Source organism: Daejeonella sp. (assembly GCF_037719425.1).
In the GTDB taxonomy this organism is placed as follows: domain Bacteria; phylum Bacteroidota; class Bacteroidia; order Sphingobacteriales; family Sphingobacteriaceae; genus Daejeonella.
Window position 1 is genome coordinate 1 of sequence record NZ_JBBJNI010000057.1, and the last position, 23,473, is coordinate 23,473.

21 protein-coding genes are annotated in these 23,473 nt (G+C 42.2%); 9 read left to right on the forward strand and 12 right to left on the reverse strand.

The window, feature by feature from the left end:
• Nucleotides 1–186: hypothetical protein (locus WKF69_RS09335; RefSeq protein WP_340381332.1), on the forward strand; the 186-nt coding region annotated here is incomplete at its 5' end.
• 57 nt (nt 187–243) lie between these two features.
• Here WKF69_RS09335 and WKF69_RS09340 read toward each other — a convergent pair.
• The 5 genes from WKF69_RS09340 to WKF69_RS09360 all read right to left on the reverse strand — a co-directional run bounded on the left by WKF69_RS09340 (nt 244) and on the right by WKF69_RS09360 (nt 3,066).
• Entirely contained in the window at nt 244–513 is a 270-nt protein-coding gene (locus WKF69_RS09340; protein WP_340381333.1) for a helix-turn-helix domain-containing protein, read from the reverse strand.
• 231 nt (nt 514–744) lie between these two features.
• Nucleotides 745–1,596, reverse strand: a complete 852-nt coding sequence (locus WKF69_RS09345) for a nucleotidyl transferase AbiEii/AbiGii toxin family protein (RefSeq protein WP_340381334.1) — start codon at nt 1,594–1,596, stop codon at nt 745–747.
• Nucleotides 1,593–2,231 carry a hypothetical protein gene (locus WKF69_RS09350; protein ID WP_340381335.1) on the reverse strand — a complete coding sequence of 213 codons (639 nt, stop codon included), beginning with the start codon at nt 2,229–2,231 and terminating at the stop codon, nt 1,593–1,595. The genes WKF69_RS09345 and WKF69_RS09350 overlap by 4 nt, the downstream gene beginning before the upstream one ends.
• 80 nt (nt 2,232–2,311) lie before the next feature.
• Nucleotides 2,312–2,770, reverse strand: a complete 459-nt coding sequence (locus WKF69_RS09355) for a helix-turn-helix transcriptional regulator (RefSeq protein WP_340381336.1) — start codon at nt 2,768–2,770, stop codon at nt 2,312–2,314.
• Nucleotides 2,771–2,802: 32 nt separating this feature from the next.
• Nucleotides 2,803–3,066 (reverse strand): hypothetical protein, encoded by a 264-nt coding sequence (locus WKF69_RS09360; RefSeq protein ID WP_340381337.1) that lies wholly within the window; start codon nt 3,064–3,066, stop codon nt 2,803–2,805.
• A 478-nt stretch (nt 3,067–3,544) separates the two neighbouring features.
• On the opposite strand from WKF69_RS09360, the gene WKF69_RS09365 reads away from it, so the two are divergent.
• Both WKF69_RS09365 and WKF69_RS09370 read left to right on the forward strand, forming a co-directional pair.
• On the forward strand, nt 3,545–4,621 hold the full coding sequence (locus WKF69_RS09365) for a histidine kinase (protein WP_340381338.1): 1,077 nt from the start codon (nt 3,545–3,547) through the stop codon (nt 4,619–4,621).
• Nucleotides 4,593–5,360 (forward strand): response regulator transcription factor, encoded by a 768-nt coding sequence (locus WKF69_RS09370; RefSeq protein ID WP_340381339.1) that lies wholly within the window; start codon nt 4,593–4,595, stop codon nt 5,358–5,360. Before WKF69_RS09365 ends, WKF69_RS09370 begins: the two co-directional genes overlap by 29 nt.
• A 495-nt stretch (nt 5,361–5,855) precedes the next feature.
• Here WKF69_RS09370 and WKF69_RS09375 read toward each other — a convergent pair whose 3' ends face one another.
• On the reverse strand, nt 5,856–8,699 hold the full coding sequence (locus WKF69_RS09375; RefSeq protein WP_340381340.1) for a thiopeptide-type bacteriocin biosynthesis protein: 2,844 nt from the start codon (nt 8,697–8,699) through the stop codon (nt 5,856–5,858).
• Nucleotides 8,700–9,140: 441 nt separating this feature from the next.
• Here WKF69_RS09375 and WKF69_RS09380 point away from each other — a divergent pair, with 441 nt between their 5' ends.
• Both WKF69_RS09380 and WKF69_RS09385 read left to right on the forward strand, forming a co-directional pair.
• Nucleotides 9,141–9,569 carry a MauE/DoxX family redox-associated membrane protein gene (locus WKF69_RS09380; protein ID WP_340381341.1) on the forward strand — a complete coding sequence of 143 codons (429 nt, stop codon included), beginning with the start codon at nt 9,141–9,143 and terminating at the stop codon, nt 9,567–9,569.
• A 110-nt stretch (nt 9,570–9,679) separates the two neighbouring features.
• A complete protein-coding gene (locus tag WKF69_RS09385) occupies nt 9,680–9,970 on the forward strand; it encodes a hypothetical protein (protein ID WP_340381342.1) in 291 nt (96 codons plus the stop codon).
• Between the two features lie 46 nt (nt 9,971–10,016).
• Here WKF69_RS09385 and WKF69_RS09390 read toward each other — a convergent pair whose 3' ends face one another.
• The 4 genes from WKF69_RS09390 to WKF69_RS09405 all read right to left on the reverse strand — a co-directional run bounded on the left by WKF69_RS09390 (nt 10,017) and on the right by WKF69_RS09405 (nt 16,557).
• Nucleotides 10,017–11,372, reverse strand: a complete 1,356-nt coding sequence (locus WKF69_RS09390; protein WP_340381343.1) for a RagB/SusD family nutrient uptake outer membrane protein — start codon at nt 11,370–11,372, stop codon at nt 10,017–10,019.
• 152 nt (nt 11,373–11,524) lie between these two features.
• On the reverse strand, nt 11,525–14,713 hold the full coding sequence (locus WKF69_RS09395; RefSeq protein ID WP_340381344.1) for a SusC/RagA family TonB-linked outer membrane protein: 3,189 nt from the start codon (nt 14,711–14,713) through the stop codon (nt 11,525–11,527).
• A 1-nt stretch (nt 14,714) separates the two neighbouring features.
• Nucleotides 14,715–16,016: a DUF3738 domain-containing protein gene (locus WKF69_RS09400; protein WP_340381345.1), complete on the reverse strand. Its 1,302-nt coding sequence runs from the start codon at nt 16,014–16,016 to the stop codon at nt 14,715–14,717.
• Between the two features lie 211 nt (nt 16,017–16,227).
• The gene (locus WKF69_RS09405) at nt 16,228–16,557 is read right to left on the reverse strand and encodes a hypothetical protein (protein ID WP_340381346.1); all 330 of its coding nucleotides are present in this window, start codon (nt 16,555–16,557) and stop codon (nt 16,228–16,230) included.
• 109 nt (nt 16,558–16,666) lie between these two features.
• On the opposite strand from WKF69_RS09405, the gene WKF69_RS09410 reads away from it, so the two are divergent.
• From WKF69_RS09410 to WKF69_RS09420, 3 genes are all read left to right on the forward strand, one after another.
• Nucleotides 16,667–17,152: a helix-turn-helix transcriptional regulator gene (locus WKF69_RS09410; protein ID WP_340381347.1), complete on the forward strand. Its 486-nt coding sequence runs from the start codon at nt 16,667–16,669 to the stop codon at nt 17,150–17,152.
• A gap of 334 nt (nt 17,153–17,486) precedes the next feature.
• The gene (locus WKF69_RS09415; protein WP_340381348.1) at nt 17,487–18,269 is read left to right on the forward strand and encodes a LytTR family DNA-binding domain-containing protein; all 783 of its coding nucleotides are present in this window, start codon (nt 17,487–17,489) and stop codon (nt 18,267–18,269) included.
• Between the two features lie 41 nt (nt 18,270–18,310).
• Nucleotides 18,311–21,292, forward strand: a complete 2,982-nt coding sequence (locus WKF69_RS09420; RefSeq protein WP_340381349.1) for a histidine kinase — start codon at nt 18,311–18,313, stop codon at nt 21,290–21,292.
• A gap of 43 nt (nt 21,293–21,335) precedes the next feature.
• Here WKF69_RS09420 and WKF69_RS09425 read toward each other — a convergent pair whose 3' ends face one another.
• Both WKF69_RS09425 and WKF69_RS09430 read right to left on the reverse strand, forming a co-directional pair.
• On the reverse strand, nt 21,336–21,635 hold the full coding sequence (locus WKF69_RS09425; protein ID WP_340381350.1) for a type II toxin-antitoxin system RelE/ParE family toxin: 300 nt from the start codon (nt 21,633–21,635) through the stop codon (nt 21,336–21,338).
• Nucleotides 21,632–21,874 (reverse strand): hypothetical protein, encoded by a 243-nt coding sequence (locus WKF69_RS09430; protein ID WP_340381351.1) that lies wholly within the window; start codon nt 21,872–21,874, stop codon nt 21,632–21,634. The genes WKF69_RS09425 and WKF69_RS09430 overlap by 4 nt, the downstream gene beginning before the upstream one ends.
• Nucleotides 21,875–22,430: 556 nt before the next feature.
• On the opposite strand from WKF69_RS09430, the gene WKF69_RS09435 reads away from it, so the two are divergent.
• Complete coding sequence (locus tag WKF69_RS09435) at nt 22,431–23,429, forward strand: hypothetical protein (protein WP_340381352.1); 999 nt, start codon at nt 22,431–22,433, stop codon at nt 23,427–23,429.
• The last annotated feature ends 44 nt before the right edge of the window (nt 23,430–23,473 follow it).

Below are 23,473 nucleotides of genomic sequence, written 5' to 3' on the forward strand. Positions count from 1 at the left end.
TATAACCAAATCAGGAATTATTCAATAACCTGTATAGCTATTTCAGGACGAGACATTGAACTCAGCGATCAAATGAGTCTAAAAGGGGTTTTCTTTGTACCTCCTTCGTCTCTTCTTCGTCTCCAACCCCATTTTAAGCAGCGCCAGGGCAATAATAGACGAAGGAGGTACGAACAAGACCACTAGAAGGTGGTTCGGAAGCAAAAGTGATCCCGGCGATCTTTTGAAACCGGAACGATAAGTTTACTTTAAAAAATGATTTCTTATCTTGAATATATCAGGGGTATAGTAATAGGTCCGCCCTCCTTTTTGCACATAGGTAAAAGCATTTTCTTTTCGGAGCCGGTATAGAGTCGCCCGGCTGATCTTTAAAATTTCCTGAATTTTCAATCCATCCTCCCATTGGGAGATATTGGATTCTGGGTTTTGATTTTTAGACATAAGAAGTGTGATTATGGTTTGCTGATTCCGCTCCATTTTTTCAAGGATCTCTATGATTCGTTGGTCTTCCACTGCGGATATTCAATATCCAAAAGTGCAAAGCAGAGAGGAAAAACATTAGTCAAATGGTGACTAAATGAGTCGTTTTTTGACTAAATCAGTCAAATGGTGACTGGATTATGCAAATTGCGACTGGATTATGCAAATTGCGACTGGGATGGGATTGAGGGGTGCGGTGTGAGGAGGTCCTCGCTTTCGCGAGGATTACAACTATTGGTTGGAGGCAATTGAAGTCAATCGTAACTATACAACTTTTAAGTGCCCGGCTATATCATGGAAATACTTTCCTGACCAGATGTCCAACACCTTCTGATCCGGAATAAAGCGGCGGATGTCAGCTTTTACCCTGTCCATCTCAACAGCGTCAATCCTCGTGCTTAACAATTTGCGGAACTCCCCTTCTGTAATGGTCCTTTTTTTCCAGTCCCCGCTATCTTGTGCCCTTAGCGCGAAGTGATTTAAGTTTAATGGTACATCTTTCTTTATATACCATTCCATGTCGTACCAGTCGCGGCCTTTTACATTTGTTCCCCATTTGCGAAAAAGGAGCGCATGCATTTTACCGGCGAACAGATCTGAAATTGTAAAACACTTAACATAGAATGAAAAAGGCTTCAGGAGCAAGCGCTCTTCTGTTTCAAAGCCCAGGGGTGGCTCTCTGTCTACTTCAAGCTTGATCAGGATGTTAGCCTTTTGGTCGAGCCCGCTTTGGGGAATTATATCTTTCAGCACCAGTTCCTTCCAGATAGTCTCTGACTTTAAAAATGCTGATTCTATATTTCCCTGATTCGTCTTTTGCTTTTCCCTGACGGATACCTGCATTCCTAACGACTCAAATTCAGCAATCACGGCATCGAGATACTTATTCAGCGAGAAATCGGGATTTACTTCAAGAAGAGAAAAATCGAGGTCTTCCGAAAAGCGGTCAAGGCCATAAAATATACGCAAAGCTGTTCCTCCATAAAAAGCCGCTTTTTCAAAGAATCCGGAACGATACAGGCCTGCCAGGGCGATCTCCTGCATGATCTCCCGGAGCGCCTGAGTCGCCTCATCCCTATTACCCGGTTTGTACGTATCCAGCCACTCTTTTATCATAATGCTTTTATTGTCTTTATGATCATAGTTAAGCTCGCACTTTTAGATGCATCCTGTACCCATTGGGCCATATTCTGCAAATCACATTCCCTCAAGCGATCTTCATTTATTCGCAGATCCTCCAATAACCAGGTTAATGCTTGCTTTTGACTCCTTAATATCAACCCGGACGTTGTGATTATCTTATCGAATAGCGCCTTTTCCGGCGTAGCTATCATTGCGTATTGGTCATCGATTAACTGAATCTGCTTAATCCCGAAAGCATAATAGGGTAATGACAAATGGGTATAGGTGAAAACTCCCAAGGGGGTTGTAAATTTTCTGCTTGCTTTGGTGGTCATCGATGCCACTTCGTAGACCCGTTCCGGGATCCAGCCGTGGTAAGAAAGTGCTGTATCTATTGAAACATAACTTGGTCCCAATATATGATTCGCTAATAAAAATGGTTCTGGTTTAGCCGTCTTGATTGCCGGCCCAGCAACATATAAGCCTTTCTTAACTGACTCAAGTGCGCCCTCTGAAAGTAAAGCATGCACTTTGTCATTAGGTCTTTTGTAATCCTTTAATAAGGAAACAATAACCTGATGAGTCAAGGGCTGGGAGGCATATGAACGGATGGCCTGATACAAATCCATATACAAATGTATAAATTTAATAAGATAATCGAAGATATTTCGATTATCTTATGTTAAAATAACATGGTAACTTTAATTTCTCACCCGGAGATAAATCTGAGGAAGCTTCTGATCTTGTTTACTAAAGGCTTCTCCGTATAATACATAAAAGCCACCGCTAATCCTTCAAAACCGATTACCGCAGCTATTTTGGAAGGCGTAGCTGTTATACGCGCGCCGTCACAAAACCCCCTTGCCATGTCAAAGAATGCGACTGCCAGGAGAACACGGTAGGCGATTATGGCTGCTTTGCCCAGGGAAGGACGGAATATGATGAGTGTCTTTGAGTAGTCCCAGCCGGGGGGAAGAAGTTCGAGTGCCGGAACCTCGAGGAACTTTGCAGCACGGTCTACATAGATTTTTGCTGGTACGCACTCGCTGCGTTCCATACGGGAATATTTTGTCTGCGTGATATCCATTTTTAACGCCATTGCTTCCTGGCTAATACCTTTTTGCACGCGGATCTGCCGGAGATTCTCTCCGAAATTGAAATTTTCCATAAATAGTATTTGTTAATAAGCTGTAGAAGAAATTAATGATCGATATTATCAACCAGATATTCGGGGTTGATAATATACCTTGCCATGGGAGCGCCTCCATTTAGGTAATGGACGATCTCCGGAGAATCGAGCGACAGTACGTTAAGGTTAAAATCAAGCCGACTGCCCGGAATAAGCTCTATTGTTGCCTGAAGATTGTCATCACTGTCCCGGGGAACGAACTCAACAGAGGTATAGCCCTGATTTTTTAACGTCAGTATTATATCCTGATTCACTTCTGTATACGATTTAAGCATTTTGATGATTCTAAATTTAAGATAGTTTAAGGGATTGTATCGGTTAAGTCCCATGTTCCGTAGCACTTGCGGCAATCCGCTTGTGTCTCAGTAAAACCTGGCGTAGATGGTTTAATGTCGTCTTTTTGGCAGGCTGCCATGACGGCTATAATCAATGCAGCAAATGATATAAATTTTTTCATTTTGACTTTTAGAGGGTTATTAAAAAGGAGAAGCTTCAGATCGAAACTTCTCCTGGTATGATTATCAGCGAGGGGTAATAAAGGTTACTGTGGTGGTAATAATGACAGTTGGATCACTAACCGGTCCTTTATGCTTACGAATCTGTCCGTAAGTAAAACAGTTTTGCTTTTTCAAAAGGGTATTTGTTACTTTTAGTGTTTTCATAGTTTCTTTTTTTAATTAAAGTATCGCTCTCTCGAATTCTTAAAGAACTTTTTACATCAACGCCATTGTTTTGCGTGATAAAACGAGTACTATGCGTGATTTAATTTTTAACCTTACTCGGAAAAATAACCCGCCAGTCTACTACCACATTCTGTTTTGGGGCTTATTTATGGTCTACGAGATAACCTTGGCGGCGGCCATAAGGGAAAGATTTAATCACTTTGCAGATTACTCACTGCATTACCTTTTGAACATTTTCCTGTTTTATTTTCATTGCTTTTTTGTAATTGGAAAACGACAGTATTATAGCATTGCGGATTACCGATATGTTGCTGGTTTATTGGCTTTAGAACTTATCTGCTATTATTTGGGCACGGTGTCAATAAATAAAGTTCTTACGTCGGCGGGTATAAGTGTTAGTGTGCCAGATACCTCTTCTAAATTATTTCACCTTTCACTCCTATATCGTTGTCTTTATATTATTGGCCTAAGCACCGGATTTCGCATTGCGTTAAATCTGCTTGACAGTAGAGATCGAATTCACAAATTCATTACCCAAAACCTTATAGCCGAAAAAGAGAAGGCGACTTTGCGCACAGAACTACTAAGTGCGGAACTTTCTTTCCTCCGATCCCAGATAAACCCACATTTTTTACTCAACTCTTTAAACTCTGTTTATAACCGCATCCGGAAGAATGATCCGAATAGTGCCGAATATGTAATGGCACTTGCCGACCTCATGCAGTATGCCCTTCAGCCCCCGACTGCAACTGATGAGGTTCCTATAGAATCTGAACTGGATCACATATCCAATTACCTGAAACTACAGCGAATGCGTTATTCAGCAGAAATGGAAGTGAAAATTTCTAACGATGAACCCGATTTAAAAATAGCTCCGCTGCTGCTCATTACCCTGATAGAAAATGTTTTTCAGCATGGTGAACTAAATAATCCTAAGTCAGCGCCAAAAATAGAGATCATGATATCCCTGGGTGAGCTGATGTTACAGACCCGAAACCAGATCCGGTCTGATCACCGGCCCGGAAATGGTGTCGGTTTGCCTAACACCCAAAAGCGGCTGGAACTCCAGTACAAGGACCGGTATTCGCTCAATTACGGTGCGGAAAAAAATATATTTAATGTTAAACTTACAATACAGCTCAGATAGTATGTCAGATTATAATTGTTATATCGTAGATGACGAAGCCGATTCTATTGAAATTCTACAGGATTATATTAATCAAACCCCAAATCTCAGGCTAAGCTATTCCACCACCAATCCAAGAGATATCTTTTCTGTGATCACGGCGAAGGGTGATCCTAAAATCACCTTCCTTGATATTGAGATGCCGGGCATTACAGGCCTTGAACTGGCTGGCCTGATCAATTCACATACCGCTATAATATTTATCACTTCCCACACGGAACATGCTGTTGAAGCATTCGAAAAGGATGCCTATGACTACCTTGTTAAGCCTGTTTCATATTCACGATTTTTAAAGGCGATTATTAAGGTGCAGGACCGGATCCAGAGCAAACTTCAGAACAAACCGGAGGAGGACAATTCTTTTTTCATCCGCGGGAGCAAGCAGGGAGAGCTTATCAAAATTCATTTCGATGAAATTCTTTATATCGAGTCACTGCAGAATTATGTAAAAGTTTTTACAGAAAAGAATTCCTATATCACTTATCTGACCCTCAAGGAGTTCGAATTCAAACTGAATCGAACTAATTTCATAAGGGTTCATAAAAGCTATGTTGTAAATATCGACCGGATTCAACGGCATTTCGACAATCATTTATATATGAAGAATGATTTTGCAATACCCATCGGGTCGACTTACCGTTCAGAGCTGATGATCAGGCTGAAGAACAGGATTTTTACCACGGATCGGAGGAAGGAGTGATGGGAATGATTTGCGAGGTTAAAATTGCACATCGCAGCTGAAAATCCGTAATACAATTTTGCAGACGTAACGTTCTGGTCGACACCTGCGGCTGCGGCCGCGTGTCATTGAGAAGATCCTCGCCTTCGAGGATGACAGCGATTAGCGGAGTATTTGGGGGGGGGGATGATGAAGGCGGCATCCGCCCGCCTTCATCATCCCCCCAGTCTCCAAAAACGCGCCTGTCATCCCCACGCAAGTGGGGACCTTCTGCAGACGCGGCGCAGCTCGCGTCCTATATGCATTTACAATTCCCGGGTTCAAAAAAGTCCAGCGCAGCTGAAAATGAGTTATACAATTTTGCAGACTTAAAGTCCTGGTCGACACCTGCGGCTGCGGCCGCGTGTCATTGAGAAGATCCTCGCCTGCGCGAGGATGATAGCAGGGTTTTTGGGGGATGATGAAGGCGGCATCCGCCCGCCTTCATCATCCCCCCAGTCTCCAAAAACGCGCCTGTCATCCCCACGCAAGCCTGCCTGGCCGGCAGGCAGGTGGGGACCTAAATTTACCCATCGACCTTCCAATTTTACCCACGAAATACCACGTCTTCATTTCCTTTTCACGCTGACCATACAGAAAATGCCTGTTCAAATGCATGTGATTAAGATCTGTGACCAGCTGCAACTTCTCATTTGGTTTAAGAGGTCGTAATTTTATCTCAAGCAGGTTCAGATAATTGACTTCAAGTATTCCCCTTTCCTTATTCCGCTCCAAAAATTGGCTTAAATCCTTGCGCTGGGCGCGGAATTCCAGATCAAATTCTAGTTTTTCGCTTTTCGTCAAATGACTGGTGAGACGCTGAGTGAGTACTTCTACTTCCGCCAAATCAAAATTCATTGTTTTACACACTATCAGAATATGCCTTATTCCTGAAAATAGCTTTTCCTGATCCTTATCGCCGATTTGATCTGCTTTTGCAAGTTCCGACAGCACTATTTCACTGCTTATCTTAAATAATTCCTCAGCCGCCTGAATGCCGATCCGGGCATATCTTTCTGTTTCTTTGAAATAGGTCGACAATTCAAGTTTTTTCAGATTGGACAGCTGCCTGATTTCACCTTCCAGCTTTCTGTAAGATTTCAGCAGATAGCTTTCTCTGCCCTTTGTTTGCTTCAGGCGAAGTCGTAAATGAAAATCGTCGTCGTAGTAACTGATAAAGAACCAGGAAGTGATGTTTCCTTTACGTATGTTTTCAGATATAAAAGGCCTGATGTAATTAAGCAGCAGATCAGAATAACCTGCCGGGTGAAGGTATATCTTCAAATAAAGCCATTCGTCAAATGGCAGAAGCTTTTTCTTATGATCACGCGTATGTTCTTCGACGAAAAAAGACTCGATACCTGATACATAAGATCCTTCCCTATTGGTCAGGAAAGCTATACATTCGTGAGTATAACAATTCCCTTTCTCATCTTTGACTAAAGATTCCTGGCTTTTGAAATATTCCCTGAAAACAATCACCCCGGTTGCCGGGATTGTATTAAACAACAAACAAATATCCTGTTCGGAAGTCCGGTTTATGTGAAGGAGGTGATCATGCACCTCATAGTAGAATTCTTCCGGCAAGTTTAGCGTATTCGCCAAATCCAGGAATACAACTGATCGACTTGCCTGATCCAGCTTCTTTAATCCTGCCAACTCCTTTGCCTGCAGGTGCCATGAAGCGGCTTCGAGTATAAGGTCTTTGTAGGTTACTCTTGGATAGGCAGACATTCCGGGGAAGAGGCTCTGCATGCTGAAGTTCAGATTTGCATGAACTCCCTCCTGCAGGAGATCACACAAAAATCTGAATACCGGAAGAGGACTTTTTTGATAATTATATGCGCTGCTGAACCGGGGAATGATCCGCTTATTTAATCTGCCAGATCGTAATACAAGAGTGTTATCTCTAAGCGAAACATATAAGTCGTTAAGACCGATAACAAAATCATCCGGCACTTCCGGGGGTTCAAAAAAAGGGATCTGGTAATCATATACAATCGCTTTCCTTTTCACGCTGGCGACATCGGGATTATCAATGTGCGAGATCTCCGCAAACAGGACATCCGGGTTACGTTCCATCTCTATGGCCCCCAGCTCTTTCGCAAGCTGTCGGATCTGAGGATCCAGTACGGTAAAACGCCCGATCATGTTAAGAGTGCTTACACCACCGGCAGCCTTGAGATGTAATTTATCATCGCATACAGAGAACAACATAGACATCCCCGGATGGTATGGTTTCTGAGGGGAAGCAAGTTCGCTGAGATCCTCATCATGAATTTTCAGTTCAGGAACTCCGTTTCCTGTTCTCATGATCCATTTACGAAGCAGCAGTTCATGCACCCGCGACCATGGGAAATTGTCCCTTGTCTGACTATTTTGTGTGGAGGATACGGAAGTGGTACTCAGGCCATCATAATCGATGCCGAGTTCCGGATCGAGCGCCTGTAAAAGCGGAACTTCACGTCTATCGAAGAGCTTTTCAAAACGACTTTTAAACTCCTTTAATGCATCAGGCTCCTGAGTATTGCTGAGCTTATCCAGACAAGCTATTCCCTGCCGCAGTTGTTGTTCTGTGCCGGGCGGCAATGAGCCAGCAACCGAAAAGCTGCAAAAGGAGTCGTAAGATGAACCGGGACCAATCTTATGCTCTTTAACCAAAGGTCCTGGAAAACTCCGTTTGACAGGTCGATGGGGAATAATGATCTGCAATTCGAGCAGGTCCTGTATAAAGTCATTTTCATCTTCCTCGATCCCATTGGTCCTGATTATCTGCACAAGATCTTCCCGGCTGATGGTTTGCCCAACGGACCGCAGCTCTTGTATCAGATCAGAACCATAGATCTCAGAGATTACAAAAGTGCTTTCACTGCCGTTCTGACCTTTGGCCAGGAGCCTGAAATCACTTCCATAAGGATATAAAAATGGGTTTACACGATAGTGCGGCTCTCCTGAAACGTTAGTATCACCTCGCTCCTTTTCAATTACCCTGATCTGAAATGATGCCTTATTTATATCAAGTCCGGGATTATTGGCTTCCAGAAATGGGCAGACAGCCAATCCTGCAAATCCACCGAAGGGCGTGGGCCTGTAGCAAATCCGCTTATGATATTTCATCAGGGAATACTTCATTTTTTGACTACAGCCGCTCAATTGAAAATCATGCCTGCTTAACTCACGGAACAAAACATCGCTGGCCAGATACAGTGCATCGCGAAACACCTGGTCCCCGAGCATTTCATCGAGGCAGGCGTTCGCTTTAACAACAGGAAAACGGGGTACCCGGAGGATCATCCGCGAATTAATATCATAGTTCATCATAGGTATCCGAAAATACCCCGCCCTTTTCCTTGTGGCTTACGGTTGCTCTGCTTTTAATTCACGTTCATCACGCGGAACCCGATGTTGGTGTAAAAGATTATTTACACGTGAAAATATCAGTGAAATTGAATGAGAGATAAGAGCCAAACCCGATCAAATTACTATGAACTCCTATCATTCCCACCAGCAAAATCTGCTCAGGATGCTGAACATGCTTGAGAAAGGGAGATTCATTTCCCGCCGGCAAGCTGCACTACAATTCGGCTGCAGTGAAGATTCTATTACCAACTGGATAAATGAATTGAGAGAAGAGGGACACGATATTCATTATTCGCGCTCCCTGCAGAAATATGTTCTGTGTAAAAAAAATAACCCAGAAAAGTAAAGCTGAAAGTTTTTCCTTTTTAGTCTTTTTTCTTTATGTCATCAAATGCCGCCTGTATGAAGAAGTCGTCAACTATTTTAATTTCATCAATTGCGCTGGTCATCTTGTGGACTTATGCCGCCACCAGCAAACTTGCTGATTTTAGGAATTTCAAGACGCAGATGCGTAAACAGGTGTTTTCAGATGAGATTGCTGATATCCTGGTGTATCTGGTTCCTATAACTGAAATTGTAGTTGCCCTGCTTCTGTGCCTTTCTTTGACACGATTCTATGGATTTGTTTTTTCGGCAATCTTACTACTAAGCTTTAGTATTTACATCGCGCTAATATTAGCAGGATTATCTGGGAAAGTCCCCTGCTCATGCGGCGGAGTCTTGTCGCAGCTTGGCTGGGGCGAGCATCTGGCATTTAATCTATGCTTCCTAGCATTAGCGCTCTCAGGAATATTTCTTTCACAGAAGAAAGGAGGTTTGATGACAAAGTGAAACCCAAATTGCTTGACGTGCCCCAGGGGAACTTAAAGCCTAGAGTGATTAAATAAATTTTAACTAAAGTTTTTCGCTTGTTTTTTGATCTATAAAAGCACCCATTAATTATGAAAAATTCAAAAATTAATTTCGGACTTATTGTTATGTCATTGGTCTCATTTGTTGCGTTTGCATTCACAGCACCTGAAGCAAAACAGAATGCCTTATCAGGCGTACAATGGTTCTCTTATGAAGGCGGCGATCCTACCCTACCAGCTAGTTACAGTGAACTAACAAGTGCACCTGACTGTAACGGTACTGCTGATCTCTGTGCCATACAGGCAGAGGAAGATGGTGACAGCGGAATTCCGACACAAGCCGGTGTGAATAGTCCTGTCCAGACCAGAAAGGAACTTTAATATTCGAAAATGTAAGGCCCTTTACAGGTGCCTTACATTTTTTTACTCAATTCTGTTCTATCCCGCTAAATTCAATCACTTTTAATGGAATGGGAAAAATATAGTACTTGTCAGCAGGCAGGGAAAAGCTTACTCCCTTGCTGACTTTAATTATGTCGGTGCGATACCGCGGATCAGATTTCAACCTATTTATATCTCCCCAGCGAAGGTTCCTGAACAACAATTCCTTTCTCCTCTCCGCTAAGACCAAATCTAGTGCTTCCTGATCAGTGGCAGGGGTAAAACTCACAAAGCCAGGCTGTTTGTATCTTTTAGATGCAAGTTTATTCAGCAGATCCATCGCTTTTGCACGATTGCCAATCCTTGCCGCACACTCTGCTCCTATCAGATATAGCTCATCACTGGCAATGCCGCCGAAGTTAGTAGCTGAACCAACGTAACTTCCCCGGAATTGGATATCGCCCGGGCCATTTCGCCTAAAGAATATAGACCTCCTAAGGTCATCTGACCGATATGTGTTATACAAATTTTCGTCGGCACAGGCATAAGGATAAGTAATTGCCCGATCCTGGGTTAGTGAAGCATGAAATATAACCTCAGCATTATAGCGCACTAATGGATAAGTTGTAGCGGCATTGAGTGTGTTGTAATCAATCAGGGTTGGGGATAATGCCACTGCCTTCTCAGCGTTTTCGAGTGATAGATTGTAATTGCTCATGCTTAGATGAGCACGCGCCAGCAGAGCATAGCCTGCAGCCCTGGATGGCTCCGTTTTAAATTTCAAAGTTTCAGGCAGCAGGTTCACAGCATCATTCAGATCGCTAATTATCTTTTCATAACAAAGCTTTACATTTGTCCTTTTGGAAAGCTCGTTAATATCAGAGTTTAGTTTCAGAACTATTCCGGGGTCTTGCGAAGAGCTGGAAGAATTATATGGTTTGGCAAATTCCTGAAGCAGAGTATAAAAAGAAAAGGATCTGAAGAATAGTGCTGAACCTTTCACTACATTCCATAACTGCTGTTCAGATGGGCCAGGCTTGATCTTTTCCGCGCCTTCCAAAACCAGGTTAGCGTTAATGACTACCGCATAAGGAAGAGCCCAATCATTCCGGGCCTTATCATTAAATACATCCCGCTGCCATAAATAAGAATTCACAGATGATACAGAAACCTGCTGAATAGCATCAAACTGCGAATCCCTTATAAATATATTGTCAGAAGCAGCTTCGCCCATGCCGGGCACCTGCTGGTTAAGGGTATTGGTGTCATCCAGCATGAGCTTTAAATTGTTTAAATTATCAGAAGGCTCTGAGAGCTTTTTATCAGGCTTTATTTCCAGATACTTTTCACAAGAGAAGCTCAGGCAGCTCATCAGCAATATCAGATAGTATTTAGTTTTCATCTTGTTTATTTTTTGTTTTTTAATGGTGATGAAGCCCGCGCGTACCGTTCGGGCGGGCTATCATGATTTAATAATCATACCCCTGCGGGTTTTGGCAAAATCATGATGGTTTCATAATTAATATTTTGAATTAGTTTCACTGAATTTAAGATCTATAGACTAGTACGGAGGCCGAATGATACGGTGTGAGACGGCACCAGCGAAGAACCAGGATAATCCGGATCGAGGCCCTTTCGATTTGATCGCCAGATAAAGCCGGCGTTTCGAAGATTAGCGAATAACATCATACCATTCAAAGGAGCTTTCATGCGCTCTCCCTGAAACTGGTAAGACAAGTTCAGGTCCTGGAGTCTGATATGATCGCCCTTCTCTATAAGAATTGCAGAATTAGTATAAAAATTATCTCTGACTGAAACCGCAGGATAAATCCTGGAAGGGACACTTGTACTTTGTTCATCACCCTGCTTTTGCCATCTCAGGGTATAATCAGCATGGCCAGCTCCCCTATTATTTAATTGGGTATACTTAATAGATGGCCGGCGAAAATAGTAACCGAATTTATAGGTAAGGTTGAGATAGGCAGAAAACCCCTTATAGGATACTGTATTTCCAACTGAACCGAAAACTGGCGGCAGGGCGGCTCCATGAAACACCAGTTGATCTATTTTTGTCGACGAAGTTATAGCCTGGTAATTGGATACAGGCTGGCCGTTCACAAATCCCATCGGATCACCATTAACAGGATTCAATCCCGCCCAGGGATAGCTGAATACACTATAAACAGGCTTACCCTTAACCGGAACAATACTCAAGCCGCCATTCACATAGGGTTCTGCTGTCAGTGTACCTTCATTGTGATATGATTTTAACTTATTTGAATTGTAGCTAAATAAGAAAGTTGAATTCCACCGGACCTTACGGTCAATGTTCAAAGAGTTTAGCTGCAGATCGGCTCCCCGGGTAACCATATCCGCCACATTGCGGCGAATAGTACCGCTTACCAAACCTACTGTTGGATCAATCGGTTGATCACCGATGAGGTTTCGGCCATTTTTGATGTAGTATTCAACACTTCCGGTGATCCGACTATTCTTTATACCGAAATCGAGCCCCGCATTAAAAACGCCCACTTTTTCCCAGCTGAGTTCTGGATTTGGGTAAGAACGGATCTGGCCATATGGAGCGTTGTTATAATTTCCGTTTAACTGGTAAATCGTTGCCACCGCCGAAAGATTCCGGTCGAGGTTACCATTATATCCATAAGTCAGACGCAGCTTCAGCTGATCAAGTGCATTTATTCGGAAGAATTCTTCATTGTGGATATTCCAGGCCAACCCTGCAGACCATAAAGGCACCCCTCGTTGATTACTTTTCACACCGAATAAGTTGGATGCATCCTTACGGGAGCTACCAGAAATAATATACCTGTTATCAAAGGTGTAAGCGGCATTTATAAATAACCCTGTATAACGGTTGACCTGGTCCGTGAACTCGTTTTCCCTGGGAATAGCCTGATAACTGGAAGGATTCTGGTACATCGGGAACTGATCAATAAGATTTACCGGAATGGATGTCAAACCGTCCTCAGAATAACCATAGGTGAGATACCCATTTCCTTTTACCCCGATATCCCGGATTTCCGCACCGCCAAGAAGATCTAACTGATGCTTGCCCCATGCTTTTCGATATTCCACCTGCCCTCTTCCGGTTTGGCTGGACATCACCGTAGAATTGAGATTAAGAATATCACCCCTTGGCACTTCAAACTTTAAAGCTCCAGCAGGATTAGTTTGTGTAAAACGGTTAATGAAGTCCCTGGTGAAATAACTGCCTACCCCTCTCCAGTTTCGGTAGGACGTGCTGCTATTTTCAAACTGATATTGAAGCTTGGCTACCAGGCCAGGTATGATCTGGTAATCTGCACCCATATTCATTATCAGCGCTTTTTGGTCGATCCGGTATTCCTGGGATCTATAGTCTTCCAGAGGTTTATATTGCCAATTGAGCAATCCTTTATCTTCGATATTGCTTACGTAAGATGCACGATAATCTTTGGTCAGGATTACAGGGTTCCCCTGATCGTCAGCCAGGCGCGCATAAGGAAATAAGGACATGCTTTGACCCGGAACAATATCACCCAAGCCTGGCTTTCCTGTTATGTCTTTACCACTGCTATAAGAAATATTAGGCCTGAGTTTTATTTTCTTCCCGATTGAAATGACCTCATCCGCACGAAGCGTAAGCCGGTCATACTGCCCCGAGGTAAAACCTAAGGTCTTGTCAAAACCAGCAGAAACATAATACGTATTCCATTCAGAACCACCCTGAACATTGACAGCATACTGCTGATTATAGCTGTTCTTATAGATGTGTTTGTCAAAGTCATTAAGAACATTCATTCCGGCAAGACTTGCTAGTTGAGCATCAGCGTCGGCAACAGATAGTTTGCCATCGCGACGGGCAATAAATAATTCGACCGCGGGACTCAATGCCGGCCTTGCCGGATCTTTTTCCATCGCTGTATAATAGCCTTTATCAAACAGGAATCTTTCGTTATCAATAAAGTCTGCGGAACTAATATTTCTGTTATAATCCAGGCGCGGTTGATTCGCGATACTAAATGTAGAATTGAACCCAACTTCCGGCTTTCTATTTGCCCGGCCTTTCTTAGTGGTAATGACAATTACCCCATTAGCCGCGCGCACTCCCCATATCGAAGCTGCAGCAGCGTCTTTCAGGATACTGATACTTTCCACATCGTTAGGATTAATATCTTTGATGTTTCCTTCATAGGGGAAGTTATTCAGAACGACCAGGGGAGCTTGCGTTGCAAAAATTGTACTCAGGCCCCTGACACTGATCTTCGGTTCCTTTTGATTCCTTTCATCAAATAAAACACTGTTTGTCACGCCCTTTAAGCGGCCTAGGATGTCTGTTGTATTAGATCTGTTAATGGTATTTTTATCAATGAATACAAAGGATCCGGTACTTCGTTCGGCGGGTACCTGATAATAGCCCGTGCTTACACTCACCTCTTCCAGCTGGCGGGCGGCTGGGACAAGGGTAAGTACAAGAATTTCGGATTGGGGTAAGGAAATAGCCAGTGCGAGTGGCTTATAACCTACAAAGGTTATGTATAGTGAATCTATTGTGTACGGAGACCGTAAGCTGAAATTGCCGTTGGTGTCTGAGCTAGTATGGAGTCGGGCCCTTTTCAGCGTGACAGAAGCGCCGGCCAGAGCCTGACCTGCTGGGGTAAGTATGCGGCCATTTACAGCCTCCTGTCCAAAGCAAAACAGGGTGCAGATCATTAAGATCGTTAGTATAGCTAATATCTTCATTTTAGTTTTTGTTTGTAAGTTGAGTGGGTTTAACACTTCGCGCGTCGGTAGATTTAAAGACAAGAATATCCATCGGTCGTTCAGCCCGCTCGATCTTTAGTCCATAGGGAAACAGAGCATTATTCAAGGAAGAAACGTCTCTGATTTGTTCGCTGAAGGCTAAATCGGTTTTACCAGAGAAACCTGTTTCATCAATCACAGGCAAACCACCAGGGAGACTTTCTATATATTGAGCCAGGACATAGAGGGTCGAATTGAGCATGAACTTGTGCTCCGCTGTGGCCTTCTTGAAATTATTTGCCGGCTTAGCCGCCCCAACTGTAGCTAAATTCAGCTTACCGGGTATAGCGCTCAAAACGTAACAAGATGTTGACCTCTTTTCTATTCGAGCTGATGCACGGAATAGATTTTCAAGATCTTTAAGCATGAACGCGTGGATTTCATCTGAAAAGAATTCAGGCAGACTAAGCTCATAACAATACTCTTTCGTACGTCTTTCCGCTGAGTTAGTACCAATGACAAATCGCTCCACCGTTACATTCTCATAGGCGATCCGGTTTAACGGCCAAGAGTATTGGGGAAGCTTAAGTGCCATAAAAAACAAGTTCAGCCGCCCCTGGTTAATCGCATTTATCCTCACGCTACTGCTGTCCTTTCTGATCGACATACCGCCAGGCAATCCTTCTGCGTAAGGCGACAGGATTGAATAATACAAACTGCCGGTGTTAGCGGTATTTGAAATTGTGAAAAGCGGCTTATCTGCATCGTAATCCATGCGGTCAGATTTTGGAGATATGAACACATATGGCTGGCCGTTAAGTACTTTATCTATAGTTGACTTGTTTAAGTCCTGAGACGCAGTAATCCCCAGTATCTTCTGATCAGGGCCAACCCACACAATTTCCGGGTACATATAATGCGGGAAGAGAGAAGTAAGCACGGAGTCTTCAGGAATGAAAGTCCGGCTCGATAAACCCCGCTCCTCCACTATTTTTTTTATTGCCGGGATGTCTCCTTTACCTATCGAAATAACTTTAAGCTTCCCGGCATAACTCTTTTCGAGTTGAGCCACTTCACTTAGCAGATCCGTACTAGCACGGCAATTCGTACTCCAAAAGTATAAAAGTGTTAGTTTACCCTTAAAATCAGATATCTTTTGGCGGGCTTGCAGATCTAACAAATTGTTTATTGCTAAATCGGGCATCCTGTCGCCTGCTTTGCGAGGAGTGTTCTGAGCTTCGGTAAGCCTCGAACAAAGAACGCATAGCACAGCCATAGCGATTGTTTTGATCGTTTTTTTCATTTGTTTATAGCTTGTTTTTTATAGGTAACAAAGCTTCGATAAGCCAATATTCATTTGGTAAGTGGCAGCTTATCGAGGTTTCATCTCTATAATTTTTTATTATCTTGGAAAATTCTAACAAAAAACCGCAACCTGGAAATGCTCTAACCCTGCCTGCCGGCAGGCAGGCAATTAGCCAAAAACACTGTGGTTGCCGTTAAGCCGGTATGGCTTATTCGGGATGGCGTTTCAGGGACGCGTAGAGACGGTTGCCAGAGGCTGCCTGAGGAATCTCTTTAGCCCCTTGTGAATCGCTCTCTGCCAATAGAGAAGCTTCGAGCTCATGAAGCACTGAGATCGCTTCTTCAACTACCCCGAGATTCTGGTGAAGTTCTTTTTCTTCTGCTGTGCCCAGGTTGCTATATTCGACCGAAAGGAAGTTTTCAAATGTAGCAGCAAGCTGTTCCTCACTTTTCAAAGGCGAGTGAACAGAACAGAAAGCGTAGAGCTTGCCTATTACTGTTTCCAGACTGGATTGATACGGTGTCGTATTTAAGCTCATTTATGACATGAAATGCGATTTATAAACTTACATAACATCATTAATATAAACAAATTATTTACAATATTGATTGTATATTTTTCATATATAACATTCTTCAATTTGTTATGTGCGAAAATATTTTGACGAGAATTCTGCAAAGCAGATTGGAGAGCGCATACGAATGCATCGCAAACAACATGGATATAGCCTGGAAGATATTTCTGCTATGACAGGTTTCAGCGTTAATACCCTGTCTTCCATAGAAAACGGAGGCGATACCTACATCAGTTATTGTATAGCAATTTGTCAGGCGCTGGAACTTGCGCCTGCTGAGTTATTTAATATAGAACTGGAGCTCAAACCGCGCTTCGAGCTTCCACCCGACCGTCGTAACCGCGCATTAACCACCCTGCGCGTCAGCCAGCTTTTTGATTCGGGTTTTTTCGCAACTCCCAAGCTCGTAGTTTCTGTTCTGGAAGAATTTGCCTTAACATACGGGATCCAGCCGGAATCATCGGAGGTTTCAACGGCTCTGAAGAAGCTTACAAATGATGGTAAGCTGGAATTTACCAAGGAAGGAAGAAGGAATTTGTATGTGAGGAAGAAGAGGTGAGGTTGCTTTTATCGAGGGTGCTATGATTAATGGGCAATTAAATCCTCTTGCTGCAAATACTCTCCTACACGATAGAGGACTGAAAGCATTTGATTTCTTATCAAACATTCAGGGGTATGTAGGACATGCCGATTCCGAGCATATTTTTTATGCTATGTTCAAGCGCTTCCTTGCACTGAGTTCCGCGAATTTATAAGTGATGGAAATTTGAATTTCACTCCCCTCCTACCGTTCACTCATTCATTCTATCCATCACGCAGCCAATACAAGCGCTTACGAAACGGATCAATAAATAGCGCCTGCAATTAGTACCTTTAAATTCTAATGCTGTCTTATGTTAAAAGCACTGCTGGTTGATGATGAGCTGAATAACCTTACCACCCTGGAATTTCTGCTGCATCATGATTGTAAAGGAATAGAAGTTGCCGGTAAAGAACTGAGTGCAGCGGGAGCCCGGGAATGGTTAGAATCTCATTATGCAGATGTAATTTTCCTGGATATTAACATGCCGGGTGAGGATGGATTTCAGTTTCTCACCAGTCTTAAATCTCAAAATTTTAAAATTATTTTTGTAACCGCTTACAATGAATACGCATTGCAGGCCATTAAGGCTAGCGCTATTGACTATATATTAAAACCTGTTAATATAGCTGAACTTCAGAATGCTGTAGAGAAAGTAAAGCGTGCTTTTAACAACCCCGCTGCAGCAGAACAGAATCAGGCCTTACTCGGGCATCTATTGGAATCTGTTAAACAGAAATCACCCCCGAAAAAAATTGCATTACCTCAATTAGGAAGTATTACTTTCATTGAAGTGGATGATATGGTATCCCTGCAGGCCGATAGTAACTATACCATCATCCATATGAAGGATATGCAGAAGCTTGTAATTAGTAAAACTTTGAAAGATTTTGAAGATCTGCTCGACGACAATCAATTTACAAGGATACATAAGTCCTATATTGTCAATCTTAAATATATAAAGGAATATAGCACTACCGATGGCGGCATTGTAAAGATGAGGGACGGCAATCAATGGAGCATCAGCCGCAGGCAGTTAGACTTATTTCTTGAAAAAATGAAAATGTCCAGCCTGATGTTTGGTAAACATAAGTAGTATCTTCCCTATTCAGTCGAATAAAATATCTTTTATTGCATATGCGTTTTGCAGTTTTTCTTTTGCTTATCAGTTACATAGGCCTTACCTGTGAGGCACAGGAATCGGAATACACTGCATATACAGTAAGTGATGGACTGCCGAGTAATAATGTATATCGTTGTGTTGAGGATAAATCTGGTTTTCTGTGGGTATGCACAGATAATGGAGTAGCAAGGTTTGATGGCAAACGATTTCAATTGTTTACAACCCGTCAAGGTCTGCCCGACAATGATGTATTGGAGGTGGCCAAGGAAAATGATGGTCGCATATGGGTAAACAGCTTTAAGCAGAAACCCGCGTATTTCGATGATGTGCAAAACAGGTTCATTAATGCAAAGGAAGACAGCAGTCTGGCCAAGGTAAAGGAGGGTACAGGGATTATGTACTCTTACCCGCTGAAGGACGGCGGTATATTGTATGCGAATGAACTGGGGTCTTTTATCTTCCGGAATAAAAAACTAATTGAATACCCCGCTTTTAAAAAAGGCAATTTTCTTTTTAAGGAAAACCAGGATGGAACCCAATTGATATGGAGGGGAAAAATCCTTGACTCAGCGACGAACTTATTTCAAACAAAGTTCTACCAAACCAAGGGCACATTATATATTGATAGCGTAGTGGTTACAAGCACCAGCCGAAAAGACTTTTCCGCTGGAAATATAAAACCGGCCATGGACGATGGAAAATTCTATGTTTTCTATCCTGCGCAAGGCAAGTGCATGGTTTATAGTAATTTCAGCGTGAATGGTATTCGTTTTCAACAGGACTCGCTTAAGCTTCCCGAACCATTTTTTGTCTCCGGATTTACTCAAACCTATGTCTATATACTGGGAAGCTCAGGTAAAATTTATGTCTATGATAAAAAAACGCTGCAACGGCGGATGGTTATCAGCGGCAACTATTTACCCAATTCCATGTTTAACGACAGCAAGGGAAACATTTGGGTATGTACAGTTGATAAAGGATTGATCCTTTATAAAAAAAGTCAGCTTGCTGCGGTTGAAATGCCCCCTGGTTTAAAAGGAGCCGCCTTTTTAAGTATTGCGGTCAAAGCCGATGGAAGCTTGCTGGCAGGTAATTCGTACGGCGAGGTTGTTCAAATAAATGGAAGAACGTGTAAAATCCACCGCATACCATCTAAGAGCAAAGATTTCAGGCAAAAAAAAATATTGATTTCGCAAAATAAAGTCTTTACTTTTTCTGAGGGAGGCATTTACCTCAATTTTATCAGAAGGTTGGACAATCCAGTAAACATGTCAAATTATCGGGCAAAAACCGCTATCAGCTTTAATGACAGCATCTTAATCTTTGGATTGACATCTGGTCTGAACCGACTTAATACACGTACAGAAAAGGTTAGTACCCTGGGTAGTTTCCCGAAAAGGATCATGGCACTTACCAGAACAAGAAATGGCATTATTTATTACGGCTCTACTGATGGATTATATAAGTACGATTATGTTAGAAATATTTCTTTATCTCTGACTCAAAGTAATCCCTTACTTAGCCAGCGAATAACGGCTCTTGCTGCAACACCCGATAATTTGGTATGGGCTGCCACTTCCAGCAATGGTGCAGTAATTTTAAAAAATGATAAAGTACTGTTCAACATAACAGAAAACGATGGTATTATAAGTAACTCCTTACTGAGTATAAGCGCTGCGGGACCCGGCAAGATCTGGCTTGGAACCAACCAGGGCATCAGCGTAATTAGCTATAAGTTAGAGGGCACTAACATTAGTTATTCCATACAAAACCTTTCTGTCAACGATGGCCTAAGCAATAATTCAATCAACGAAATGCTTTATCAGAACGACACCATTTATGCTGCCACAGGGAACGGCGTTTCTGTAATACCTGCAGATATTTCCATACCTAAATTCAATATTCCGATTAAATTAATACGTATGACGATCAATCAAAGAGATACGATCCTGTCTGACATATACAAACTCGGTTATAATCAGCAAAATATACAAATGCAGTTTGCCGGTATAGAATTAAATGGCCATTTCAAGAACCTACAGTATACTTTAGATAAAAACGAAAACTGGATCAGTTTAGACGAAAATACGCTTGCCATTCAGTTAAGCATTGGCACTCATAACATACTGCTTAGAGCTGTAGACGTGAACGGAAACATCAGTAATAAAATCCTAAGTATTCAATTTGATATTGCTACCCCCTTCTGGAAAAGTATTTGGTTTTGGTCCCTTATAGCCATATCCATACAGGGTCCGATTATATACCTCGTGAACAAGAGGCAGAAAAAGAGGAAGGAAGCGAAATTAGCTATGGCAATTGCAGGCGTGCAGACAGCATCGCTGGAGCAGCAGGCTTTTACTTCATTGATGAACCCTCACTTCATGTTTAATGCACTCAATAGTATTCAGCATTATATTAATGTTCAGGACAGGCAAAATGCTAATCGTTATCTAAGCGACTTTGCTTCTTTGATAAGGAAGAACTTTGAAGCTGCACAGAAATCATTCGTCCCGCTGGAACAGGAAATAGAGAACATAAAAATATATCTGCGTTTAGAACAAATGCGCTTCAATGAGAGATTTTCATATAGGATAAGTATAGATGAACATGTTGATACGGAAGATTGGATGATTCCCACGATGATCCTTCAGCCCCTGTTAGAGAATGCCCTGCTTCATGGTATGATGCCTTCGGCCCTGGAAGGAGAATTACTAATTGAATTGAAACTGGACGACTGTAATTTGATAATCATGATCACTGATAATGGAATAGGGATTGTAAACAGTATGGCTCTGAAAGAAATTGGCGGGCACAGAAGCCGGGGCATGGAACTAATTAAAAAGAGAATTACTGCTCTTAGCCGCTTCGGCGCCCGTGCTATTGCCATCAGCATGTCGCCGGCATTTGAAAGTGAAAAGAATCCTGGTAATAAAATAATTCTCTTTATTCCCACAGAGCTACACAAAGCCTGGTTAAACGCACAAAATCAAAAATAGATTTACCGCACACTCATCTATAACACTTTATAAACACTGATTATTACCTGTTAGAATAATCAGTTGGGTTTTTGTAAGCGTGGATAATATCTAGAATGATGATGTGTTTATCTGCATCGTTAATTAGGTAATGAATATGATACGGGAATTGCTTTAACAGTAACGTTCTAACCTCATTGTATTTTATTTGAAATCCTCGCGGAGAGAGGGCAATGTAGGCTTTCGCTTCACGGATGCGAAATAGAAACTGTTTGGCAAGTTCAGGATTGATGTTTTTATAATAATCAACCGCTTGAATGATATCAGCCCTTACAAGAGGACTGTTTACAAAAGAATGGCTCATAGGCCTTTTTCAACATCATCGATGGTTTTATCAAAATCGGCTACGTCCGAGGGGTTTTTATAATAGCCACTTAAGCGCTCATCAATCAGTTGTTTTTGCCAGGGAGCAAGCTCCACCACGTTTTTTGCTTCTTCTTTTTGAAGATCAGTATATTTTGCTTTTAAAGATTGCCACTCCTCAATGGGAATAAACACACCAGTGGTGTTACCGTTGTTATCGTGAATAAATTGCAGTGTCATGTTTCAGTTTTTAATTGGTAGCATATACTTTTCGGCCTTAAGATCACCCTGGTAGATATCTATAATGCCAAATACGTACTTTTTGTTAGAAGATCTTGTAATATCTTCTAAGCGCTCAGCTTGTGAAAGCCCTTTTTTCTTCCGGAGAAGCATTGTATTATCACCAGGCAACACATAATAAGTATTTAAAATACTTATTATGTGTTGCTTATACAAATTTATCTGAATAAAAAGTGTTAAACAAGCGCATATTTGTCCTAGTAATTTTCTAATCCGCTTTAATATTGTCTTATGGTGTTTCAGAAGCCATTTACAGGTAAAGTATCGCTTTTTTCTTTACACCGTCTGAAATGCACACGGCCTGGCTAAACGCACAAAATCTAAAATAGTTTTACCGCACACTCATTCATAACTGCCACGGATACAATTATATTGGGGTGTTGCTCAGTGACGCTTGTCCATATGTTTATTTGAAAGTAATTTAATAGGGTGAAGAAATTTCATTCACGATTATGTCCCGTACCAAGAAGGGGAAGGGTATATAAGATAAACAATAATGAAAAAACTTTTCACACTTTTCTTCCTGGTAATTACGGTGCAGGTAATTGCACAAACATATCCTATTACCGGTATCACTATTTCATTGCCGGCTAATCCCGACGCCAATACGGCTAATTGGGGAAGCGGTGCAGCCTTGCTTACCATTACAGCTGCATCCAGACTAAATAATGGGAGATTAGATGGTCGTGTACAGGAAAGTAAAATATTAGTAGGCATTAAGAAAGGTGGCGCTAAAATATGTGGTTCTTATACCAGTAGTTCAGCTCCGTCAGCCAATTTTAATACCCCCACGAAAGTCTGGAACGGCAATAACGCGACCTCTTTTTTAGGACAGGCCTGTACATTGCCGCCGGGTGATTATGAGCTCACTGTGCAATTTTTTGGTTCAGGAGTTGCCGGGCTTGTTCCATTGAGCGAAGAAAAATCAAGGCCATTTTCAATAAAAGGCGAAGATCAGCAAGCCTATCAGCCGCCACAGGCTATAATACCTGCAAATGGAAGTTTATTAAATGAAACCGACCTAAAGAAACCCATAACATTTCGCTGGACACCGGTTATACCCAAGCCGAGAGAAACAGTAACATATCGCATAAGAGTGTGGCAACTGACGGTGGGACAAACTGGAATGCAGGCGATGCAGGTAAACCAGCCCATCATAACCAAGGATGTTGACAACCTTACACAAACCATTATCACAAATTTATTAACCGGCCCATGCAAGCCCCCTTACCTGTGCGATTTTGTATGGAATGTACAGGCATTGAATAGGGAGGGCAAACCGATTGGGGGCAACAATGGGACAAGTGAAACTTTTAGATTTATTGTGCAACCGGTAAATGATCCGCCTTCAATCCTTACACTTATTTCCCCGGCAAAAGGTTCTGCAATTAATGCCAGCGACAAACCAAAATTTACCTGGTCACACCAATCGTCACCAAAGGGGGCACCCACCTTTTATAAAATAAAGATTGTTGAAATTAAAGAATTGAAGTAGGCGTTTAGTTGATAATCATTTTATAGGTGAAGGGCGGTTTTTCG